Here is a 20,708-nt window from a genome sequence, read left to right on the forward strand (position 1 = left end):
ACCCTTCAGAGGGTGAACCAATTGATGTCCCGAGAGTCCGAGGCCGGTTTCCCCGGGGATGTGCTCCCCGGCGTGCTCAGCGCACCCCTGCACGCCGAACTCGTCGCCTTCCGCCGCGACTTGCACATGCACCCCGAGCTGGGCAACCAGGAGTTTCGTACGACCGCCGCGATCAAGGAGCGGCTGGAGCAGGCCGGGCTGCGCCCCCGTGTCCTCGCCACCGGAACCGGGCTCATCTGTGACATCGGGCTGGCCGAGGGGGAGCGGCCCGCCATCCCCCTGATGGCCCTGCGTGCCGACATCGACGCGCTGCCGATCCCGGACACCAAGACGGACTGCCCGTACCGGTCCACCGTGCCGGACCGCGCCCACGCCTGTGGCCACGACGTGCACACCGCCGTGGTCCTCGGCGCCGGGCTCGTCCTCGCCGACCTGCACGACAAGGGCGTGCTGTCCCGGCCGGTGCGGCTGCTCTTCCAGCCCGCCGAGGAGGTGATGCCCGGCGGCGCCCTCGGCGCGATCAAGGACAGGGTGCTCGACGGCGTCGGCCGGATCCTCGCCGTGCACTGCGACCCCAAGGTCGACGCCGGCCGGGTCGGGCTGCGGCACGGGCCCATCACCAGCGCCTGCGACCGGCTGGAGGTCGCCCTGGACGGGCCCGGCGGGCACACCGCCCGGCCCCACCTGACCACCGACCTGGTCACGGCCGCCGCCCGTGTCGCCGTCGACGTCCCCGCGATCGTCGCCCGCCGCGTCGACACCCGCAGCGGTCTCGCCCTGACCTGGGGCCGGATCGAGTCGGGCCACGCCCCGAACGTCATCCCGCAGCACGCCGAGCTGTCCGGCACCATCCGCTGCCTGGACCTGGAGGCCTGGCGCGAGGCACCCGACATCGTGCACGCGGCCATCGACGAGGTCGCCACCCTGCACCGGGCCAAGTCGCAGATCACCTATGTGCGGGGCGTGCCGCCGGTCGTCAACGACCGGGAGTCCACCGAGCTGCTGCGCAGGGCCATGGTGGCCCGACGCGGCATGGACTCCGTCGAGAGCACCCAGCAGAGCCTCGGCGGCGAGGACTTCTCCTGGTACCTGGAGCAGGTGCCCGGCGCCCTGGCCCGTCTCGGCGTCCGCGCCCCCGGTGACCGCACGGTCCGTGACCTGCACCAGGGCAACTTCGACGCCGACGAGTCCGCCATCACGGTCGGTGTGGAGCTGTTCACGGCCGCTGTACTGCTCGAGGGCCTGTAGGCGCACGGCCGCCGTACTGCTCGACGACCCGCGGGCCGCACGGGAGGAGGGAGGGGCGCCCGGTTGGTGCCTCTTCGTCCCCTTGTGTCATCCCCGCGTAACCGGCGGCACACGGCTGTGACCCGGGGTCGGCACGAATCGATAACGGCCATGAGAAACCCCGTTCCTCTCCTCTTCTACGCGCGTTACTGTGCGCCGAATCGCCACCACTGGCGGCACATTGGGGACAGCGGCCCGCTGACGGCGCCGTGGGGATGAAGGGTGCTTGCTGTGCGTATGGTCTCTCGGAAGTTCTCCCGGAGAACGAGGTTCTCCCAGGCTGCGGTGACCGTCGCGGTCGTCGCCCTCGCGGCCGCCGGCTGCGGAAAGTCCAGCACCGATTCCACCGGCACCGGTACGCCCTCCAAGGACGGCAAGTACTCGGCCAAGGGCATCGGCCTCGCCTACGACATCGGCGGCAAGGGCGACCAGTCCTTCAACGACGCCGCCTACGCCGGCTTCAAGAAGGCCCAGGACGAGTTCAAGATCGGCGGTCGGGACGTCGAGCCGCAGGCCGACGAGTCGGACGCCGACAAGGTGCAGCGTCTGGAGACCCTGGCCAAGGCGGGCTACAACCCGGTCATCGGCGTGGGCTTCGCCTATGCGCCTGCCGTGAAGCAGGTCGCCCTCAAGTACCCGAAGGTCACCTTCGGCATCATCGACGACAACACCATCCAGGCGAAGAACGTCGCCGACATGGTCTTCCACGAGGAGCAGTCCTCGTACCTCGCCGGTGTGGCCGCGGCCAAGGCGACCAAGAAGAACCACGTCGGCTTCATCGGCGGCGTGGACATCCCGCTGATCCACAAGTTCGAGGCCGGGTTCGACCAGGGCGCCAAGTCGGTCAACCCGAAGATCAAGATCGAGTCGCAGTACCTGACCCAGACCCCGGCGGAGGGCGGTTTCGCCAGCCCGGACAAGGGTGAGAACGCGGCCAACGGCCAGATCGACGCCGGCGCCGACGTCATCTACCACGCGGCCGGCCTGTCCGGTCAGGGCGTGATCAAGTCCGCCGCCGAGCACAAGGTGTGGGCCATCGGAGTGGACTCCGACCAGTACGCGCAGAGCGCGCTGGCCAAGTACAAGGACTACATCCTCGGCTCGGCCCTGAAGAACGTCGGCGGCGCCGTCTACGACCTCGCCAAGTCCGTCTACGAGGGCAAGCCGCTCAGCGGCGAGGTCCGCGGCGACCTGAAGTCCGGCGGTGTCGGTTTCGCCGACTCCAACCCGAAGTACAAGGCGATGACCGCTGCGGTCACGGCCGTGACCAAGGCCAAGCAGGACATCATCGACGGAAAGATCACCGTCAACACCAAGTGAGACGACGGTAAGACAATGGTCAATATCGCGTGATCCGACCTCCGGTTTCGCGCCCGGCAGGACGCCGTCGACCCCGTACACCCCTTGCCTCCCGCAAGGGGTGTACTGCTGTCCGTAACCTTGAAGGTGACTGTGGCCACAGCTCGATAACGGACCGGACATTGGGGGTTTTCCGTCTGGTCTACGCGCGTTACGCTGCGGCGGAACCAGCGCCTGGTTTGGGCGCTTGCACAAAGGAGTCAAGTTCCATGCGCCGGGTGTCCCGCATCACGATTGCAGGCGTTGCGACCGCAGCGCTCGCCGTAACCGTCTCTGCCTGTGGCAGCTCGTCCTCGTCCTCCTCCACCGAGGGCAAGTCCAAGGGCATCGGCCTTGCGTACGACGTCGGTGGCAAGGGCGACCAGTCCTTCAACGACGCCGCCTACGCGGGCTTCCAGAAGGCCCAGAAGGACTTCGGTGTCAGCGGCCGGGACGTCGAGCCGACGGACAACGAGTCTGACGCGGACAAGATCCAGCGCCTGGAGACCCTGGCCAAGGCGGGCTACAACCCGGTCATCGGCGTCGGCTTCGCCTACGCGGGTGCCGTGAAGGAGGCCGCGCAGAAGTTCCCGAAGGTCACCTTCGGCATCATCGACGACAACCAGACCCAGGCGAAGAACGTCGCCGACATGGTCTTCCACGAGGAGCAGTCCTCGTACCTCGCCGGTGTCGCGGCCGCCAAGGCGACCAAGAAGAACCACATCGGCTTCATCGGCGGCGTGGACGTCCCGCTGATCCACAAGTTCGAGGCGGGTTACGAGCAGGGCGCCAAGTCCGTCAACCCGAAGATCAAGATCGAGTCGCAGTACCTGACCCAGACCCCGGCCGAAGGTGGCTTCTCCAGCCCCGACAAGGGCGAGAACGCGGCCAACGGCCAGATCGACGCGGGTGCCGACGTGCTCTACGCCGCCGCCGGCCTGTCCGGTCAGGGCGTGATCAAGTCCGCCGCCGAGCACAAGATCTGGGCCATCGGCGTCGACTCCGACCAGTACAACCAGGCTGCGCTGGCCAAGTACAAGAACTACATCCTGACCTCGGCCCTGAAGAACGTCGAGGGCGCGGTCTACGACCTCTCCAAGTCCGTCCTCAAGGACAAGAAGCCGCTGACCGGCGAGATCCGCGGCTCCCTGCAGAACGGTGGCGTCGGCCTGGCCGACTCCAACCCGACCTTCAAGAACAACGCCGCCATGCAGGCCGCGATCAAGAAGGCCGAGGCGGGTATCAAGGACGGCACCATCAAGGTGAAGACCTCCTGACGATCTAGGTCAGAAGCCTTGGCCAACAGAACGCTGTAATGGCAGCGTTACGGCCACGGAACGGGGTGCGGAGAGGATGACCTGCCCGCACCCCGTTCGCGCGGCAGAATGCTCGGAACGGATCGGATTTTTGATCGAGGGAAAGTTCCCGATCAAGGTCGGTCAGATCCGGGCACTATTTAAAGCAGGGGCGCTACGCGCGTAGAGCGGCCCCTTTCCCGAGGAGAGTGCGCCATCGACGCGTCCAGCAGCCCTCCGCTCACCGCTCCGTCGACAGTCGCGGTCGAGCTCGCGGGCATCACCAAGCGATTCCCGGGTGTCGTGGCCAACCACGACATCCACCTGACGGTCCGCAAGGGCACCGTCCACGCCCTCGTCGGCGAGAACGGCGCCGGCAAGTCGACCCTGATGAAGATCCTCTACGGCATGCAGAAGCCGGACGAGGGCACCATCACGATCGACGGGGAACAGGTGAGCTTCTCCAGCCCCGGCGAGGCCATCGCCCGCGGCATCGGCATGGTCCACCAGCACTTCATGCTGGCCGACAACCTGACCGTGCTGGAGAACGTGGTGCTCGGCAGCGAGAAGCTGCACGGCATCGGCGGCGCCGCCCGCAAGAAGATCAAGGAGATCTCCGACCGCTACGGCCTGGGCATCCGCCCGGACCTGCTGGTCGAGGACCTCGGTGTGGCCGACCGCCAGCGCGTGGAGATCCTCAAGGTCCTCTTCCGCGGCGCCCGCACCCTGATCCTCGACGAGCCGACCGCCGTGCTGGTCCCGCAGGAGGTCGACGCACTCTTCGACAACCTGCGCGAGCTGAAGTCCGAGGGCCTGTCCGTCATCTTCATCTCCCACAAGCTCGGCGAGGTGCTCTCCGTCGCCGACGACATCACCGTCATCCGGCGCGGTACGACGGTCGGGACCGCGATCCCGTCCGAGACCACCCCGCGCCAGCTGGCCGAGCTGATGGTCGGCAGCGAGCTGCCCACCCCGGAGACCGCCGAGTCCACGGTCACCGACCGGGCGGTCCTGGAGGTCCGGAACCTCACCGTCTACGCCCGCGGTGCCGTCTCCCTCGGCGCCGAGGACGAGCCCACCGCCGAGGGCCTCACCGAGTTCGCGCCCGCCGGCGAGGTCAAGAAGGTCCTCGACGACGTCTCCTTCACCATCCACGCCGGCGAGGTCATGGGCATCGCCGGTGTCGAGGGCAACGGCCAGACCGAGCTGATCGACGCGCTGATCGGCACCAAGCACGCCGACTCCGGCCAGGTCGTCTTCCTCGGCGAGGACATCACCCCCTGGGCCACCCGCAAGCGCCGCGAGTCCGGCTTCGGCTACATCCCCGAGGACCGCCACCGCCAGGGCCTGCTGCTGGAGTCCCCGCTCTGGGAGAACCGCATCCTCGGCCACGTCACCGAGAAGCCCAACGCCAAGGGCTTCTGGCTGAACCCCAAGGGCGCCCAGGCCGACACCCGCCGGATCGTCGAGGAGTACGACGTCCGCACCCCCGGCATCGACGTCACCGCGGCCTCCCTGTCCGGCGGCAACCAGCAGAAGCTGATCGTCGGCCGCGAGATGAGCCACGACCCGAAGTTCCTGATCGCCGCCCACCCCACCCGCGGTGTGGACGTCGGCGCGCAGGCGCAGATCTGGGACCGCATCCGCGAGGCCCGCCGCGAGGGCCTGGCCGTGCTGCTGATCTCCGCCGACCTGGACGAGCTGATCGGCCTGTCCGACACCCTGCGCGTCATCTACGACGGCAAGCTGGTCGCCGACGCCGACCCGGCCTCCATCACGCCGGAGGAGCTGGGCACGGCCATGACGGGTGCCGCGTCCGGTCACCTGGAGCACGAAGAGACCGCCCCCGAGGGCGACGACAACGCCGGTCCGGAGGACGAGGCCCGATGAAGAAGTTCGACAAGGAGCGGGTGCTCGTCGCGGTGGCCGGACCGGTCATCGCGCTCGTCCTGGCGATCGTGCTGACCTCCGTGGTCCTGCTCGCCTCGGGCAAGAACCCGATCGAGCCGTACATCCTGATGCTCCAGCAGCTGCCGTACTCGGACATCCAGGTGCTGATCATCAACCAGGCGTCGCTGTACTACATCGCCGCCATCGCGGTCGCCCTCGGCTTCCGCATGAACCTGTTCAACATCGGTGTCGACGGCCAGTACCGCCTCGCCGCGGTGATGACCGCCGTCGTCGGCGCGCACCTGGCCCTGCCCAGCTTCCTGCAGATCCCGGTGCTGCTGATCGTCGCCATGGCCACCGGCGCCTTCTGGGCCGGCATCGCCGGTGTCCTGAAGGTCACCCGGGGCGTCAGCGAGGTCGTCGCGACGATCATGCTGAACTCGATCGCCACCGCGGTCATCGGCTACATCACCCTCACCGACGTGTGGGGCGTGCAGGTCGGCGACAACGTGACGACGGGCGTCATGAAGAAGTCCGGCTGGTTCCCGGGCATCAACCTGGGCTCGGACGTCGGCGAGATCTACGGCCTGGTCTTCCTCGCCGTCCTCCTCGGCATCGGCTACTGGGTCGTCCTCAACCGCACCCGCTTCGGCTTCGACCTGCGCGCCACCGGCGCCTCGGAGACCGCCGCCGCGGCCTCCGGTGTCGACGCCAAGCGCATGGTGCTGACCGCGATGCTGATCTCCGGCGCCGTCTCCGGCCTGGCCGGTCTGCCGCTGCTGCTCGGCGACAGCCACACCTACAGCCTGAGCTTCCCGGTCGGCCTCGGCTTCACCGCCATCGGCATCGCGCTGCTCGGCCGCAACAACCCGGGCGGCATCGCACTGGCCGCCCTGCTGTGGGCCTTCCTCGACAAGGCCTCGCCCGCCCTCGACTACGCGACCCCCGTGGCGTACGACAAGGAGATCGCGACGATCATGCAGGGCCTGATCGTCTTCGCGGTCGTCATCTCGTACGCGGCCGTCCAGCAGTGGGCTCTGCGCCGCCAGCAGCGCCGGGTCGGCGCCGAGCTGGCCGCGGCCGCCGCCAAGAACACCAACAAGGAGGTGGCTGCCTGATGTCCACCGCGACCATCGCCAAGCCGCAGGCGAAGCAGCCCCGCAAGGGCGGCCGCCGTATGTCGCTCCCGGTACTCCTGCTGGTCATCGCAGGCGTGCTGGTGCTCACCTCGATCGTCCGCATCATCACCGGCGCGGACGGCATCACCTCGGTCGGGCAGATGTCCACCGCGCTGCAGCTCGCGGTGCCGATCGGCCTCGCGGGCCTCGGCGGCCTGTGGGCCGAGCGCGCGGGCGTCGTCAACATCGGCCTCGAGGGCATGATGATCCTCGGCACCTGGTTCGGCGCCTGGGCCGGCTACCAGTGGGGTCCGTGGACCGGTGTCGTCTTCGGCATCATCGGCGGCGCACTCGGCGCCGTCCTGCACGCCATCGCGACGGTCACCTTCAACGTCAACCACATCGTCTCCGGTGTGGCGCTGAACATCCTGGCCCTGGGCGTGACCCGCTACCTGTCGAAGTTCACCTTCGCCAACGCCCCGCAGGGCTCCACCAAGCAGTCCCCGCCGATCGACTCCCTCGGCGAGTTCAGCATCCCGGGCCTGTCGGACTGGCTGAACACGCTCAACGAGAAGCACTGGTTCCTGGTCTCGGACATCGCGGGCCTGCTCGGCGGCCTGGTCACCGACCTCTCGCCGCTGACCGTCATCGCGGTCGCCATGATCCCGGTGACCTGGTGGGTGCTGTGGCGCACCTCCTTCGGCCTGCGCCTGCGCTCCTGCGGCGAGAACCCGGTGGCGGCCGAGTCCCTCGGTGTCAACGTGTACAAGTACAAGTACATCGCCGTGATCATCTCCGGCGGCTTCGCCGGCCTCGGCGGCGCGTTCCTCTCCATCGTCGCCTCGAACGTGTACCTCGACGGCCAGACGGCCGGCCGCGGCTACATCGGTCTCGCCGCGATGATCTTCGGCAACTGGATGCCGGGCGGCCTCGCCCTCGGCGCAGGCCTGTTCGGCTACACCGACAGCCTCAACCTGCGCGGCGGCACGGTGAACGTCCACGCACTGATCCTGCTGCTGGCGATCCTGCTGGTGTTCGGCGCCGCCTACCAGGCGTGGAAGAAGAAGTACGTCCCCGCCGTGATCACGGTCGTCATCGCGGCCCTGATGTTCCTCTGGTACGTCTCCACGAACGAGGTCCCGCGCCAGCTGGTGACGGCCACCCCGTACATCGTCACGCTGCTCGTCCTGTCGCTGTCCGCGCAGAAGCTGCGGATGCCGAAGGCGGACGGTCTGCCGTACCGGAAGGGACAGGGCAAGTGACCACCCCGGCCGGCGAGTTCGACTGGGAGGCGCTGCGCGCCCAGGCGCGGGAGGCCATGTCCCACGCCTACGCCCCCTACTCGGGCTTCCCGGTCGGCACGGCGGCACAGGTCGACGACGGGCGCACGGTCACCGGCTGCAACGTCGAGAACGCCTCCTACGGACTCGGCCTGTGCGCCGAGTGCGGTCTGGTCTCGGAGCTGCAGCGCACCGGCGGCGGCCGGCTCACGCACTTCACCTGCGTGGACGGCACGGGCGGGCTGCTCGTCCCGTGCGGCCGCTGCCGCCAGCTGCTCTACGAGTTCGGCGGCCCCGACCTGCTCCTCGACACCCCCGCGGGCGTCCTCCCGCTCGCCGAGATGCTGCCCCAGGCCTTCGGCCCGGACCATCTCACCAAGTAACTCCCGTACGGCCCCCCTGACCTGCTCAGGGGGGCCGTGCACTTCGCACCTCCCGGAAGGAAGCCATCAGCCATGGCCATGGACGCCATCTCCGTCATCCGCACCAAGCGGGACCGCGGTGAGCTGACCGACGAGCAGATCGACTGGGTCATCGACGCGTACACCCGCGGCGAGGTCGCCGACTACCAGATGGCCTCGCTCAACATGGCGATCCTGCTCAACGGCATGAACCGCCGCGAGATCGCCCGCTGGACCGCGGCCATGATCGCCTCCGGCGAACGCATGAACTTCTCCTCGCTGTCCCGCCCGACGGCGGACAAGCACTCCACGGGCGGCGTCGGCGACAAGATCACGCTCCCGCTCGCACCGCTCGTGGCGGCCTGCGGTGCCGCCGTCCCGCAGCTGTCCGGCCGCGGCCTCGGCCACACCGGCGGCACCCTGGACAAGCTGGAGTCGATCCCCGGCTGGCGTGCCCTGCTCTCCAACGAGGAGATGCTGCACGTCCTGGACACCACGGGCGCGGTGATCTGTGCGGCGGGCGACGGCCTGGCCCCGGCCGACAAGAAGCTGTACGCGCTGCGGGACGTGACCGGCACGGTCGAGGCGATCCCGCTGATCGCGTCCTCGATCATGTCCAAGAAGATCGCGGAGGGCACCGGCTCCCTGGTCCTGGACGTGAAGGTCGGCTCGGGCGCCTTCATGAAGACGATCGAGGACGCGCGCGAGCTGGCCTCCACGATGGTGGGCCTCGGCACCGACCACGGCGTGAAGACGGTCGCGCTCCTGACGGACATGTCCACGCCTCTCGGCCTCACCGCGGGCAACGCCCTGGAGGTCCGCGAGTCGGTCGAGGTCCTGGCGGGCGGCGGCCCGGCGGACGTGGTCGAGCTGACGATCGCGCTCGCCCGCGAGATGCTCGACGCGGCCGGTGTGAAGGGCGCGGACCCGGCGAAGGCCCTGGCCGACGGCTCGGCGATGGACGTCTGGCGCCGCATGATCGCGGCCCAGGGCGGCGACCCGGACGCCGAGCTGCCCACCTCGCGTGAGCAGCACGTCATCAAGGCGCCCTCCTCCGGCGTCCTGACCCGCCTGGACGCCTACGACATCGGCGTCGGCGCCTGGCGCCTGGGCGCGGGCCGCGCCCGCAAGGAGGACCCGGTGCAGGCGGCGGCGGGCATCGAGATGCACGCCAAGCCGGGCGACGCGGTGACCGAGGGCCAGCCTCTGCTGACCCTGCACACGGACACCCCCGAGCGCTTCGAGTACGCGCTCCAGGCGGTCGAGGGCTCGTACGACATCGCGGCGGCGGGGACGGACTTCAAGGCTTCCCCGGTGGTGCTGGAACGTATCGCCTGACCTGCGCCCGCGGCCGGAGGCCGCTGAGGTCACAGCCCTTTCGGGTGAACGGGATCGGCGGACCTGTGCCGGTCCCGTTCGGCGTGTTGGATGAGCCCATGGACGGGTTCGAGGGTGACTGCCTCCTGACCGATGACGAGTGGGAGGAACTCGCCTGGGTCCGGAAGCAGACCGATGCCCCCAAGGGCTGCAAGGTGGAGATCATCGAAGGACTCGTCACCGTGGCTCCCTATTCCGCCGTTGCCCACCACACGGTCTCGGAGCCCTTGCAATTGCGCCTCCATGACGTGATCCCGGAGTCCTGGGGCGTCTCCCAGCGCGTGGCCCTGGCCGTTCCATCGCGGCTGGAACTGTAGGTGCCCGATCTGTGCGTGGTGCCGGAGAAGGCGCAGCTGGGAAAGGACGAGTACTTCGCTCCCGCAGACGTAGCCGAACTGGTCGTGGAGATCACCTCGGCCGCCACAGCGCAGAACGATAGGACGACGAAAGCGGCCGGCTACGCCGAGGCAGCTGTCCCGTTGTACCTCCTGGTCGACGGTCTGGCCCCGACAGGACCGACGGTCACGCTGTACGGCGATGCCGAGGGCGGGGCCTACCGCGTCCTGGAGTCGGTGGAGTTCGGCGCGTCAGTCGGGTTGCCCGGACCCTTCCACCTCACACTCCCCGTCGGCTGACCCTCACCCCAGCACCGCCGCCACCCCCACCAGCACCGGCACCGACACCACCGTCGACAACAGGACCGACTCCCGGGCCAGGGACTCGGCCACCCGGTAGCGGCTCGCGTAGGTGAACAGGTTCTGGGCGGCCGGGAGCGCCGAGGTGACCACCACGTCCAGCAGGGGTGCGCCGTGCAGCCCGAAGACGCCCCGTGCCAGTACCCAGGCCACCAGCGGCTGTCCCACCGACTTCAGCGCCACCGACAGCAGGACCGGCCCGCGGTTGCGCCCCCGGCTCAGGAGCGCGCTGCCGTGCAGGGACATGCCGAAGGCCAGCAGGGCCGCCGGGACGGACATGTTGCCGATCAGGGTGAGGGGGTCCATGACCGGGTGAGGGACCTTCAAGCCCGCCGCCGACACCACGACACCCGACAGTGAGCCGACCGCTATCGGGTTGCGCAGCGGGGTCAGCAGGCGCTGCCACACCGTGCCCTTCTCACCCATCCCGGACAGGTCCAGGACCGTGAGGGCGACGGGGGTGACCAGGACGACCTGGAAGAGCAGCACCGGGGCCACCAGGGAGGCGTCGCCCAGGACGTAGGCGGCGATCGGGATGCCGAGGTTGCCCGAGTTGACGTAACCGGAGCACAGGGCGCCGATCGTGGTGCGGCCCACGCCCCAGCGTCGTAGCGCGCCGACCGCGACGAAGACGCCGCAGGCGGCCGCCGTGCTCAGGGCTGTCACGAACAGGCGGCTGGAGAACAGCACCGACAGGTCGGCCCTGGCCAGGGTCGTGAAGAGCAGTGCCGGGCCGGCCACGCTGAAGGCCAGTCTCGTCAGCACCTCACCGGCCCGCTCGCCGAGCGACCCGCGCCGCCCGAGCACATAGCCCACCCCGATGACGACCGCGATCACCGCGAACCCGCTGAGCACCCCCTGCACAGGGCCAACCCTCCGTGGGCAGGGGCGAGCGGGTCAATGCGGTTTCTGCCCGGCAGCGGGCGGCTGCGATGAGTTACGTCCGCCCGGGCGGTCTACCGCACGTGGACGCCAAGACACCCGCCGTACTCGTGCTGCCCGGCCCCGTCACCCGCGACGAGGTGCCGGGGCTGTGTGACGACGTGCGGACACTGCTGGAGGCCGGCGGGGCCGACGTCGTCGTGTGCGACGCGGGCGGGCTCGGGCCTCCCGGGCTCGGGACCGTCGACCTGCTGGCGCGGCTGCAGTTGGCTGCCCACCGGGCCGGCGGGCGGATACGGCTGCGCGACCCCGACCCCGCGCTGCACGCCCTACTCGACCTGGTCGGGCTCCGCTTCGAGGTGGAGGGGCAGGTCGAAGAGGGGGAACCAGCGCTTGGTGTCGAGGAAGCAGTGGAATCCGGTGATCCGGCCTTCTGAGATCTCCAGGATCTGCACGGCCCAGGGGCTGAAGCCGCCCCGCTCCTCGTCCGGCTTGTAGTGCGCGAAGCCGGGCAGGCCGTTGGCCTGGACCGGCAGCAGACGCGAGCCCGCGCAGGAGGCGCCGAGGGTGGTCATGAAGCCGGTGATGTCGGCGGTGCCGCGCAGCCAGAGGTCGAACGGCGGCATCGTCATGATGGCGTCCTCGTGCAGGAGCGCCGTCAGGGCCGTCATGTCGTAGCCCTCGAAGGCCTTGACGTAGCGCTCCAGGAGTTTTTGCTGCTCCTCGTCCAGCGGGTCCGACACCACGCCCTCGGCGCCCGCGGCCCCACGCTCGGCGAGCGTCGCCCTGGCCCGCTGCAACGCGCTGTTGACGGAGGCGACCGTGGTGCCCAGCAGCTCGGCGACCTCGCTCGCCTTCCACGCCAGCACCTCGCGCAGGATCAGCACCGCCCGCTGCTTGGGCGGCAGCTGCTGGAGCGCCGCCATGAACGCCAGCCGGACCGACTCCTTGGCGACCGCGGCCTCCGCCGGGTCCGCCAGGCCTGGTAGTACGCGCGCGTCCGGCATCGGCTCCAGCCAGGTGCTGTCCGGGCGGGGAGCGAGCGCCGCCTGCGCCAGCGGGGTCGACTCGCTCAGGTCCATGGGCCGGGCACGCTTGTTGCCCGCCGACAGCGTGTCCAGGCACACGTTCGTCGCGATCCGGTACAGCCACGAGCGCAGGCTGGAGCGGCCCTCGAACTTGTCGTAGCTGCGCCAGGCCCGCACCAGGGTGTCCTGCACCGCGTCCTCGGCCTCGAAGGAGGAGCCGAGCATGCGGTAGCAGTACCCGGTCAGCTCGGTCCGGTGCTTCTCCAGTGCGACGTCGAGATCCGCCGTCGCCGTGCTGTCGCCCATCGTCCACCCACCCCTGTGGCCGTTTCGTCCGCGCGCCTTCGCGCCCCAGCACTCCGGAAGCTACCGCAGCCCACTGACAATGGCTCCCGGAGCGCGAAAACGCCCAGCTCGGCCCGGCTCAGACCAGTTGCTTCACGGACATGAGCAGATGCCGGTGCCCGGCGCCCGCCCCCGGCGCGCCCAGCAGCACCCGCTGCCCCGCCCCCAGCAGCTCCAGGCGCAGCCCAGGCCCCTCGAAGGAGTTCAGCGCGTCCAGCAGATACGCCGGGTTGAAGGCCACGGCGACCTCGTCACAACCGCGCAGCACGGCCGGCAGCCGCTGCGCCGCGACGTCGTCCCCGATCCCGGCCTGCACCAGCACGGACCCGTCCCCGGCGGAGAACTCCAGCCGCACGGGGCTGTTCGCCTCCGCCACCACCGCCACCCTGCGCACCGCCTCGGTCAGCGCCCCGCACTCCACCTCGGCGACCGCCGCCCCCGCCAGGTCGAACAGCGTGCCGTACCCCGGCAGCCGCCCCTCCAGCCGCCGCAGGACCGTACTCGTCCGTCCGCCCTCCAGCCCGACCATGCCCCCGCCGGCCCCCGCGGACGGATCGATCCCGATGCGCACGATCCCGCAACGGGCCAGCGAGCGTGCCGCCTCCAGCAGCCGCCGCGCGGGCAGCAGCGCCTCCACCGCCTCCCCGGCCGAGCCCGTCCCCGCCTCCGGTTTCCACTCCAGCCGCCGCACGGCGCAGCGGTACCGGTCCAATGCCGACAGGACCAGCTCTTCGCCCTCGAACCGCACCTGGACCCCGGTGAGCACCGGCAGTGTGTCGTCCCGGCCCGCTGCCACGGCCACCTGCCCGACGGCCGTCGCGAACGCGGCCGCGTCCACACCGCCGTGGACCGGGGGCGCCTCGGGAGGCACCGGATACTCCTCGTACGGCAGTGTCGACAGCCCGAACCGGGCGCCGCCCGCCTCCACCGTGAACCGGGAGCCCTCCAGCAGACAGTTCACCGGACCCTCCGGCAGCACCCGGCAGATGTCCAGCAGCCTGCGCCCCAGGACCAGCACCCGCCCCTCGGTCACCGTCTCGGCGTCCGTCTCGATGCGCGCGGCCGTCTCGAAGTCGAACCCCGACACCGTCAGGCGCCCCGACCCGGCGGTCAGCGACAGGCCGCCCAGCACCGGCGCGGGTGTCCGTGCCGGCAGTGCCCGTGCCGCCCATGCCACCGCCTCGCCGAGGTCCGCCCGTGCGATCCGGAACTCCATACGCCCATCCCCCTGCTCGTCCGTTCGGTCGACCCGCGGAAGCTATCCGGGGCCACTGACAACGGCCGGTGAGCAGGGGGAAGGCGAGGAGCGAAGGTCAGTGCGCCGCCACCGGGGCGCGCCGGGACGCCACCCGGGCCGCCCGCGAGCCGAGGACGGTGATCGTGACGACGCCGAGGACCGCCAGGATGCCCACGGTGACCGTGCCGGCCCAGCCGCCCGCGTGGAAGGCCGTCGCGCCGACCGTGCTGCCCACGCTGGAGCCGATGTAGTACGCCGACTGGTAGAGGGCGGAGGCCTGTGCGCGGCCGTGGGTGGCCGCCTTGCTGACCGCCGACGAGGCGACCGCGTGACCCGCGAAGAAGCCCGCGGTGATCAGCACCAGTCCCAGCAGGACCAGCGGGAGGGAGGCGGCCAGGGTCAGGAGCAGGCCCGCCGCCGTGGTGCCGCCCGCCAGGTACAGCGCGCCCCGGCGGCCGAGGCGGCCCACCAGCCGGCCGGCCGTCGACGCGGACACCGTACCGACCAGGTACACCAGGAAGACCGAGCCGACGATGCCCTGCGGGAGCGAGAACGGCGCCTCGGATAGGCGGTAGCCGATCACCGTGTACACGCCGCCGAACACCGTCATGAACAGCGCACCGATCGCGTACAGGCGGCGCAGCAGCGGGTCACCGAGGTGGTCGCGGACCGTGCCGAGCAGGATGCGCGGGCGCAGCGAGCCGGGCTTGAAGTGCCGCGGCGCCGGCAGCAGCAGGCGGAACGCCACCGCGCAGGCCACCGCGATCACGCCGATCACCCCGACGGCGACCCGCCAGCCCCACTCCTGCGCGACCCAGCCGGTGATCAGGCGGCCGCTCATCCCGCCGACGCTGTTGCCCGCCACGAACAGCCCGATCGCCGTGACCAGCGCCTTGGGCCGGACCTCCTCGGCCAGGTACGCCGTCGCCGACGCCGGAAGACCGGCCAGCGCCGCGCCCTGCACCGCCCGCAGCACCACCAGCACGCCGATCGACGGCGCGAAGGGCACCAGCAGGCCGACACCCACCGCGACCGCCAGCGAGGCCGTCATCACCGCACGGCGGCCGAAGCGCTCCGACAGGGCGCTCATCGGCAGCACGAACAGCGCCAGACCGCCGGTCGCGGCCGCCACCGTCCAGCTCGCCTCGCTCGCCGCGACCCCGAACTCCCCGGAGATCAGCGGCAGCAGGGCCTGTGTGGAGTAGAGGAGGGCGAAGGTCGCGACGCCGGCGAGGAAGAGGGCGAAGCTCATCCGGCGGTAGCCGGGTCCACCCGGCGTCAGCCGGGTGTCGGCATCGGGGGAACGGACGGGCGATACGGCGTCCACGCTGGTGGACGCCCCGGTACTGGCGGGAGACATGCCTCGAAGCTACGTACGGCCTTGCTCATCCGTCCAATGCATGGATTCGCCATAATCGTTCCCATGGCGCATCAGCAAAGCTCACGGGCTCGACTGTCACCGTCCAGTGACACAGAAGACATGACTGAGATGTCGATGCTGCTCGCGCCGCGCCTCGCGTACTTCGCCGGCGTGGCCCGTACCGAGCACGTCACCCGGGCCGCCCGCGAGATGAACGTCCCCCAGTCGACCCTCTCGCGCGCGATGGCCCGCCTGGAGCAGGACCTCGGCGTCGACCTGTTCGCCCGCCACGGCCGCACCGTCTCCCTGACAACCGCCGGGCGCACCTTCCTCGCCTCCGTCGAACGAGCCCTCGCCGAGGTCGAGCGCGCCGCCGAGGAGGTCCGTTCCGACGCCGACCCGGCCACCGGCAAGGTCGCCTTCGGCTTCCTGCACACCATGGGCGCAGAGACCGTACCGGGTCTCCTGCACGCCTTCCGTGCCGACCATCCGCGGGTGCGCTTCAGCCTCGTCCAGAACTACGGCGAGGCGATGCTGGAGGGGCTGCGCGCGGGGGAGCTGGACCTCTGCCTCACCTCCCCGGTCCCCGACGCCCCCGACCTCGTCGCCCGCCGTCTCGACGAGCAGAAGCTGCGGCTCGTCGTCCCGGCCGACCACCGCCTGGCCGTGCGCAAACGCGTCCGGCTGACCGAGGCGTCCGAGGAGACCTTCGTGACCCTGGAACCCGGCTACGGCCTGCGCCGCATCACCGACGCCCTGTGCCGCGAGGCCGGCTTCAAGCCCCGTGTCGCCTTCGAGGGCGAGGAGGCCGAAACCCTGCGGGGGCTGGTCGCGGCCGGGCTGGGGGTCGCCCTGCTGCCTCCTCCGACGGTCCCGCGCCCGGGCGTGGTGGAACTGACGGTCACGGCACCCCGGGCGGTCAGGGAGATCGGTGTCGCCTGGCCGGCGGACCGCCCCGACACCCCGCCCGTGGCGGCCTTCAAGAAGTTCCTGCTGTCACGCCGGGGAAGCCTGCTGCCCGCCTGAGGGGACCCGGGCCCACCGGGTGAGCATGCCGACGGCCTGCGCACGGTCGGCGGGCGACAGGTCGGCGATCTCGGTGCTGTGGTTGGAGCCGGACGCCCACAGGATGCGGGAGTCGTCGCGGCCGGGCCTGAAGGGCTCGGCGACGGAGGGGTCCTGGGCGCCGTTGACGAAGAGCAGCCGGCTGCCGCGACGGCGGACCCAGCGGTCGATGTCCGCCATGGCGTCACGGTCGAAGCGCATCGGGATGTCCCGCGGGACGAACGTGCGGGGCGCGGTGGCGTCCGGGTACCGCAGGAGGCCGGACAGGTGGTCGGTGGGGAAGTCGACGTACCCCAGCTGGGTGCCGAGTTGGTAGAAGTACGGGACGTAGTGCTGCAGGGCCGAGTCGGCGTAGAGGGGCAGGCCGGTGATGTCGTCCAGCCACGCGTACAGGGCGTCGGTGCCGGCGTCCGGGCCGGGGATGCCGGCGCAGTCCGCGGCGGTCCTGCGCTGCCAGAACATGAACGGGGCGCGCAGGACGGCGATTTCGAGGGCCTTGTCGGCGCTGCCGACGATGCGGAACGCGGTGTTGGCGGCGGCGGCCCAGGCCTCGTAGCGGGCGGCCAGGTCCGTGCGGCGCAGCAGGGCCTGCCGCTGCACGGTCCGCAGGGCCTCGCGGCACTCCTCGCTGCCCGCGTTCTCCAGGAAGCGCGCACAGGCCGAGTCGTCACGGCCGTCGACGATGTCCGGGGCGGAGTAGGCCACGGTGCCGTCCACGTCGTGGGGGTGGAAACGGCGGTGGTAGACGCTGGTCATGCCGCCCTTGCTGCTGCCGGTGGAGATCCATGCGCCCCGGTACAGCCCGCGGAAGAGGCGGACGACGCGGTGGTGGTCGTCGGCCGCCTGGCGGACGGTCAGCAGGGAGTGGTCGGCTGCCGCCGGGCGCGAGGTGCCGAAGAAGCGGTGTTCGACCTGGAGCTGGTTGCCGCCCAGCAGCACGGTGGGTTCGGCCCGCCGGGCGGTGAGCACCGCCTCGTAGCCCGTGGTGAACAGGACGGTGGGGCGGTCGGCGGAGGTGTGCAGCAGGGTGAGCCGCTGCTCGAAGGTCCCGGCCGCGGGGTTCGTGTGGTCGGCCGGCTGGCGCAGGCCGAGGACGAAGAACCGGTATCCGGGTTCGGCGCCCTGGCGTTCCTCGATCACCCGCAGCCCGGGCAGGGCCCGCAGGGCCGTCAGGATGTCGTCGTCCGCGCGGCGGGCCCGGGTCCCGGCCGCGGCGCTCGCCGGGGCGGCCGCCGTGACGGCGAGACCCGCCGTCATCGCCGCCGAGGTCAGCAGACGCCGTCTCGTCCACGCGTGCATCGTGATTCCTCCTGGCCCACGGCCGCAGCGACGCACCGGCTCCGGCGCGGCTCTGCGGTCCTTCCCCGACTGGCTGACCTGTTCAGTACAGCCGCCGGGTGCCGCGGGAGGATCCCGCGTCCGGGGGGACCGTCTCCCCCGGGAGGGGGAGTCGAGGCACGTCCCCGAGCGCCTCGGGCGCCGGGGCCTACCGCCGCAACGACCTGCCGAACCCCGCCGCCAGCGGCATCCGGAGCCCGATCGGCGGCGGAGCGGCCAGCGCGTCCTCCACCGGCCGGGACACCGCGCACCCGAACAGCGCTCCCATCACGAAGTCCATGGCGAGGGACAGCACTTCGTCCCGGTGCTGGTGCAACCCGTGACCGTCGGAGTGCACCTCGAACCGGCACACGTCCCGGTTCGCCTTCTTTGCCCGCGCCGCCAGCCGGAACGACAGTTCGGGGTCGGTCCGTTCGTCGTTCGTGCCGTGCACGATCAGCACCCGCCGCCCCACCAGCTGCTTCACCGGCTCGACCGGCCCGGCCACATCCTCCTCCGGCAGCCAGGGAGCGACCGCGACCACCGAGTTGACGGCCTCGTGCCCGCCCGCCCGCAGTGCGGCCCGCCCGCCCATGTCGAGACCCACCAGGCATACGGGAACATCCCCGTACCGGCGTACGACCTCGTCGGCGGCCCACTCCGCATCCCCCGCCAGATGCGCCTCGCTGCCGTTCCAACCCCGGTAGCGGTACTGGACGGTGTGGACGGCCAGCCCCTCCTCGCGGCCCGCGCGGGCGAGACGGCGGCCGAGGGAGCGGACGAACGCGGTCGCCCGGACGAGGGACGGCCTGCGGTCGGAGACCTCCTCGCCGCCGGGGAGCAGCAGCACCGCCCCGCTCACCGCGGTCGGCTCCGGGCCGACTGCCCTTCCCAGCCTGGCCGTTCGCACCGGTGTCGCTTGCTGTCCCATGACAGAACAGTGTCAGAAGGCGCGGTGTACCAAACCCGTCCGGGCGGTCACCGTTGCGTATCGACGGAAAAGTGCCGTCGCGTCGAACGGCGTACCAGGGGCCCTCTACGCGCGTAGGCGCTAGAGTGCGGAAATGACGAGCCAGACTGCACCGACTGGGACCGTCCCGGCGAACGTGCCGACGCCGGACCAGATCCGCCGAGGGCCCAAGGTACTGCTGCACGATCACCTCGACGGCGGGCTCCGCCCCGGAACCGTCGTCGAACTGGCCCGGGAGACGGGCTACTCCCACCTCCCCGAGACCGACCCCGACAAGCTGGGCATCTGGTTCCGCGAGGCCGCCGACTCCGGCTCGCTGGAACGCTATCTGGAGACCTTCTCGCACACCGTCGGTGTGATGCAGACCCGCGAGGCGCTGGTCCGGGTCGCCCGGGAGTGCGCCGAGGACCTCGCCGAGGACGGCGTCGTCTACGCCGAGGTGCGCTATGCGCCCGAGCAGCACCTGGAGGACGGGCTGAGCCTCGAGGAGGTCGTCGAGGCGGTCAATGAGGGCTTCCGGCAGGGGGAGCGGCTCGCCCGCGAGAACGGCGACCGCATCCGGGTCGGCGCCCTGCTGACCGCCATGAGGCACGCGGCGCGGGCCCTGGAGATCGCCGAACTCGCCAACCGCTACCGGGACCTGGGCGTGGTCGGCTTCGACATCGCCGGCGCCGAGGCCGGCTACCCGCCCACCCGGCACCTGGACGCCTTCGAGTACCTCAAGCGCGAGAACAACCACTTCACCATCCACGCCGGCGAGGCCTTCGGACTGCCGTCCATCTGGCAGGCGCTGCAGTGGTGCGGCGCCGACCGGCTCGGGCACGGGGTGCGGATCATCGACGACATCGAGGTCCGCGAGGACGGCTCGGTGCACCTCGGCCGGCTGGCCTCCTACGTCCGGGACAAGCGCATCCCGCTGGAGATGTGCCCGAGCTCCAACCTGCAGACCGGCGCCGCTCCCTCCTACGCCGAGCACCCGATCGGGCTGCTGCGCCGGCTCCACTTCCGGGCGACGGTCAACACGGACAACAGGCTGATGTCGCACACCAGCATGAGCCGGGAATTCGAGCACCTCGTCGGCGCGTTCGGGTACACGCTCGACGACCTGCAATGGTTCTCGGTCAACGCGATGAAATCGGCGTTCATTCCTTTCGATGAACGACTCGCTATGATCAATGACGTGATCAAGCCCGGATATGCAGAGCTGAAATCCGAATGGCTGTTCCGGCAGACCGCCTCCACCAGCGGTTCTTCCAGCTCGGAAGGCTAGCGGCGGATCCATTGTAGGCGTGAAATGCGGACGGGCTTTCACAAGTCGTCCGCATTTCGGTGTTTGCGGCGGGCGGCTCGCCATGTTTACGGTCGAGAAACGCTCGGATCGTTTTTGGTCCCCCGTCTCCGTATTCAAGGACGCATTCACCATGAAGCAGTCTGCTGTCAAGACCCTCGGTGTCGCCGCCCTCGGTGCCGCCTTCGCCGCCGTCGGTGCGGGCGCGGCCAACGCGGCCCCGGCCGCCCAGGACGCGACGCAGGCCCTGGGCACCGTCGCCAGCACGCTGCCGGCCCAGAACGTCAGCCAGGCGCTGCCGGGCGCCGGCCAGGCGCTCGCCCAGGGGCAGAGCACCGTCGGCGCCGGGACTGCCACCGCCCAGTCGGCCGTCCCGAAGGTCCCCACCGGCCGGCCGGCCACCCAGGTCTCCGGGCTGCTCGGCGGACTGCCGCTGCAGGACCTGCCCACGCAGGGCGCGCCGGTGAACGGCGTCACGCTGCACTGACGTCCGCGAAGCGCGGCGCGTGAACGCCGCTGGGGCGCCCCCGGATCC

General features: G+C 70.8%; 20 protein-coding genes. 14 read left to right on the top strand and 6 right to left on the bottom strand.

The genetic code is table 11. The features are described 5' to 3' along the window. Positions 1–24: 24 nt before the first annotated feature. The 10 genes from AB0H32_RS18160 to AB0H32_RS18205 all read left to right on the top strand — a co-directional run bounded on the left by AB0H32_RS18160 (position 25) and on the right by AB0H32_RS18205 (position 10,621). On the top strand, positions 25–1,248 hold the full coding sequence (locus AB0H32_RS18160; RefSeq protein ID WP_361120979.1) for an amidohydrolase: 1,224 nt from the start codon (positions 25–27) through the stop codon (positions 1,246–1,248). Between the two features lie 276 nt (positions 1,249–1,524). Beyond that, positions 1,525–2,607 (top strand): BMP family ABC transporter substrate-binding protein, encoded by a 1,083-nt coding sequence (locus AB0H32_RS18165; protein ID WP_361120982.1) that lies wholly within the window; start codon positions 1,525–1,527, stop codon positions 2,605–2,607. Positions 2,608–2,855: 248 nt separating this feature from the next. Beyond that, positions 2,856–3,902, top strand: coding sequence for a BMP family ABC transporter substrate-binding protein (locus AB0H32_RS18170; RefSeq protein ID WP_361120985.1), 1,047 nt, complete (start codon positions 2,856–2,858; stop codon positions 3,900–3,902). Between the two features lie 234 nt (positions 3,903–4,136). After that, a complete protein-coding gene (locus AB0H32_RS18175; RefSeq protein ID WP_361121035.1) occupies positions 4,137–5,810 on the top strand; it encodes an ABC transporter ATP-binding protein in 1,674 nt (557 codons plus the stop codon). Then, complete coding sequence (locus AB0H32_RS18180; RefSeq protein ID WP_361120988.1) at positions 5,807–6,928, top strand: ABC transporter permease; 1,122 nt, start codon at positions 5,807–5,809, stop codon at positions 6,926–6,928. Before AB0H32_RS18175 ends, AB0H32_RS18180 begins: the two co-directional genes overlap by 4 nt. Then, positions 6,928–8,190 carry an ABC transporter permease gene (locus AB0H32_RS18185; RefSeq protein ID WP_361120991.1) on the top strand — a complete coding sequence of 421 codons (1,263 nt, stop codon included), beginning with the start codon at positions 6,928–6,930 and terminating at the stop codon, positions 8,188–8,190. Before AB0H32_RS18180 ends, AB0H32_RS18185 begins: the two co-directional genes overlap by 1 nt. Then, positions 8,187–8,591: a cytidine deaminase gene (locus AB0H32_RS18190; protein WP_361120993.1), complete on the top strand. Its 405-nt coding sequence runs from the start codon at positions 8,187–8,189 to the stop codon at positions 8,589–8,591. The genes AB0H32_RS18185 and AB0H32_RS18190 overlap by 4 nt, the downstream gene beginning before the upstream one ends. Before the next feature lie 72 nt (positions 8,592–8,663). Beyond that, positions 8,664–9,947 (top strand): thymidine phosphorylase, encoded by a 1,284-nt coding sequence (locus AB0H32_RS18195; RefSeq protein WP_361120995.1) that lies wholly within the window; start codon positions 8,664–8,666, stop codon positions 9,945–9,947. Positions 9,948–10,045: 98 nt separating this feature from the next. Further along, positions 10,046–10,303, top strand: coding sequence for a hypothetical protein (locus AB0H32_RS18200; RefSeq protein ID WP_361120998.1), 258 nt, complete (start codon positions 10,046–10,048; stop codon positions 10,301–10,303). Then, on the top strand, positions 10,304–10,621 hold the full coding sequence (locus AB0H32_RS18205) for a Uma2 family endonuclease (protein WP_361121001.1): 318 nt from the start codon (positions 10,304–10,306) through the stop codon (positions 10,619–10,621). It abuts the gene before it with no gap. Positions 10,622–10,624: 3 nt separating this feature from the next. Here the strand turns inward: AB0H32_RS18205 and AB0H32_RS18210 are convergent, their stop codons facing one another. Then, positions 10,625–11,545 (bottom strand): AEC family transporter, encoded by a 921-nt coding sequence (locus AB0H32_RS18210; protein ID WP_361121003.1) that lies wholly within the window; start codon positions 11,543–11,545, stop codon positions 10,625–10,627. A 68-nt stretch (positions 11,546–11,613) separates the two neighbouring features. On the opposite strand from AB0H32_RS18210, the gene AB0H32_RS18215 reads away from it, so the two are divergent. Then, positions 11,614–12,000, top strand: coding sequence for an STAS domain-containing protein (locus AB0H32_RS18215; RefSeq protein ID WP_361121005.1), 387 nt, complete (start codon positions 11,614–11,616; stop codon positions 11,998–12,000). On the opposite strand, the gene AB0H32_RS18220 is transcribed toward AB0H32_RS18215, so the two are convergent. The 3 genes from AB0H32_RS18220 to AB0H32_RS18230 all read right to left on the bottom strand — a co-directional run bounded on the left by AB0H32_RS18220 (position 11,893) and on the right by AB0H32_RS18230 (position 15,533). Then, positions 11,893–12,897 carry a sigma-70 family RNA polymerase sigma factor gene (locus AB0H32_RS18220; RefSeq protein WP_361121008.1) on the bottom strand — a complete coding sequence of 335 codons (1,005 nt, stop codon included), beginning with the start codon at positions 12,895–12,897 and terminating at the stop codon, positions 11,893–11,895. The two genes, AB0H32_RS18215 and AB0H32_RS18220, sit on opposite strands and share 108 nt — an antisense overlap. Positions 12,898–13,015: 118 nt before the next feature. Then, positions 13,016–14,152, bottom strand: a complete 1,137-nt coding sequence (dnaN, locus tag AB0H32_RS18225) for a DNA polymerase III subunit beta (RefSeq protein WP_361121011.1) — start codon at positions 14,150–14,152, stop codon at positions 13,016–13,018. A 97-nt stretch (positions 14,153–14,249) separates the two neighbouring features. Continuing rightward, positions 14,250–15,533 (bottom strand): MFS transporter, encoded by a 1,284-nt coding sequence (locus tag AB0H32_RS18230; protein WP_361121014.1) that lies wholly within the window; start codon positions 15,531–15,533, stop codon positions 14,250–14,252. Positions 15,534–15,596: 63 nt separating this feature from the next. Between AB0H32_RS18230 and AB0H32_RS18235 the strand changes: the two genes are divergently transcribed. Further along, positions 15,597–16,559: a LysR substrate-binding domain-containing protein gene (locus tag AB0H32_RS18235; RefSeq protein ID WP_361121017.1), complete on the top strand. Its 963-nt coding sequence runs from the start codon at positions 15,597–15,599 to the stop codon at positions 16,557–16,559. On the opposite strand, the gene AB0H32_RS18240 is transcribed toward AB0H32_RS18235, so the two are convergent. After that, positions 16,530–17,897, bottom strand: a complete 1,368-nt coding sequence (locus AB0H32_RS18240; RefSeq protein WP_361121020.1) for a S28 family serine protease — start codon at positions 17,895–17,897, stop codon at positions 16,530–16,532. The two genes, AB0H32_RS18235 and AB0H32_RS18240, sit on opposite strands and share 30 nt — an antisense overlap. Positions 17,898–18,084: 187 nt before the next feature. Next, on the bottom strand, positions 18,085–18,846 hold the full coding sequence (locus AB0H32_RS18245; RefSeq protein ID WP_361121023.1) for a prolyl oligopeptidase family serine peptidase: 762 nt from the start codon (positions 18,844–18,846) through the stop codon (positions 18,085–18,087). Between the two features lie 133 nt (positions 18,847–18,979). Here AB0H32_RS18245 and AB0H32_RS18250 point away from each other — a divergent pair, with 133 nt between their 5' ends. After that, complete coding sequence (locus AB0H32_RS18250; RefSeq protein WP_361121026.1) at positions 18,980–20,155, top strand: adenosine deaminase; 1,176 nt, start codon at positions 18,980–18,982, stop codon at positions 20,153–20,155. Positions 20,156–20,306: 151 nt separating this feature from the next. Next, a complete protein-coding gene (locus tag AB0H32_RS18255; protein WP_361121029.1) occupies positions 20,307–20,660 on the top strand; it encodes an ATP-binding protein in 354 nt (117 codons plus the stop codon). Positions 20,661–20,708 lie beyond the last annotated feature (48 nt).

Source organism: Streptomyces sp. NPDC020362, assembly GCF_040642095.1.
In the GTDB taxonomy this organism is placed as follows: domain Bacteria; phylum Actinomycetota; class Actinomycetes; order Streptomycetales; family Streptomycetaceae; genus Streptomyces.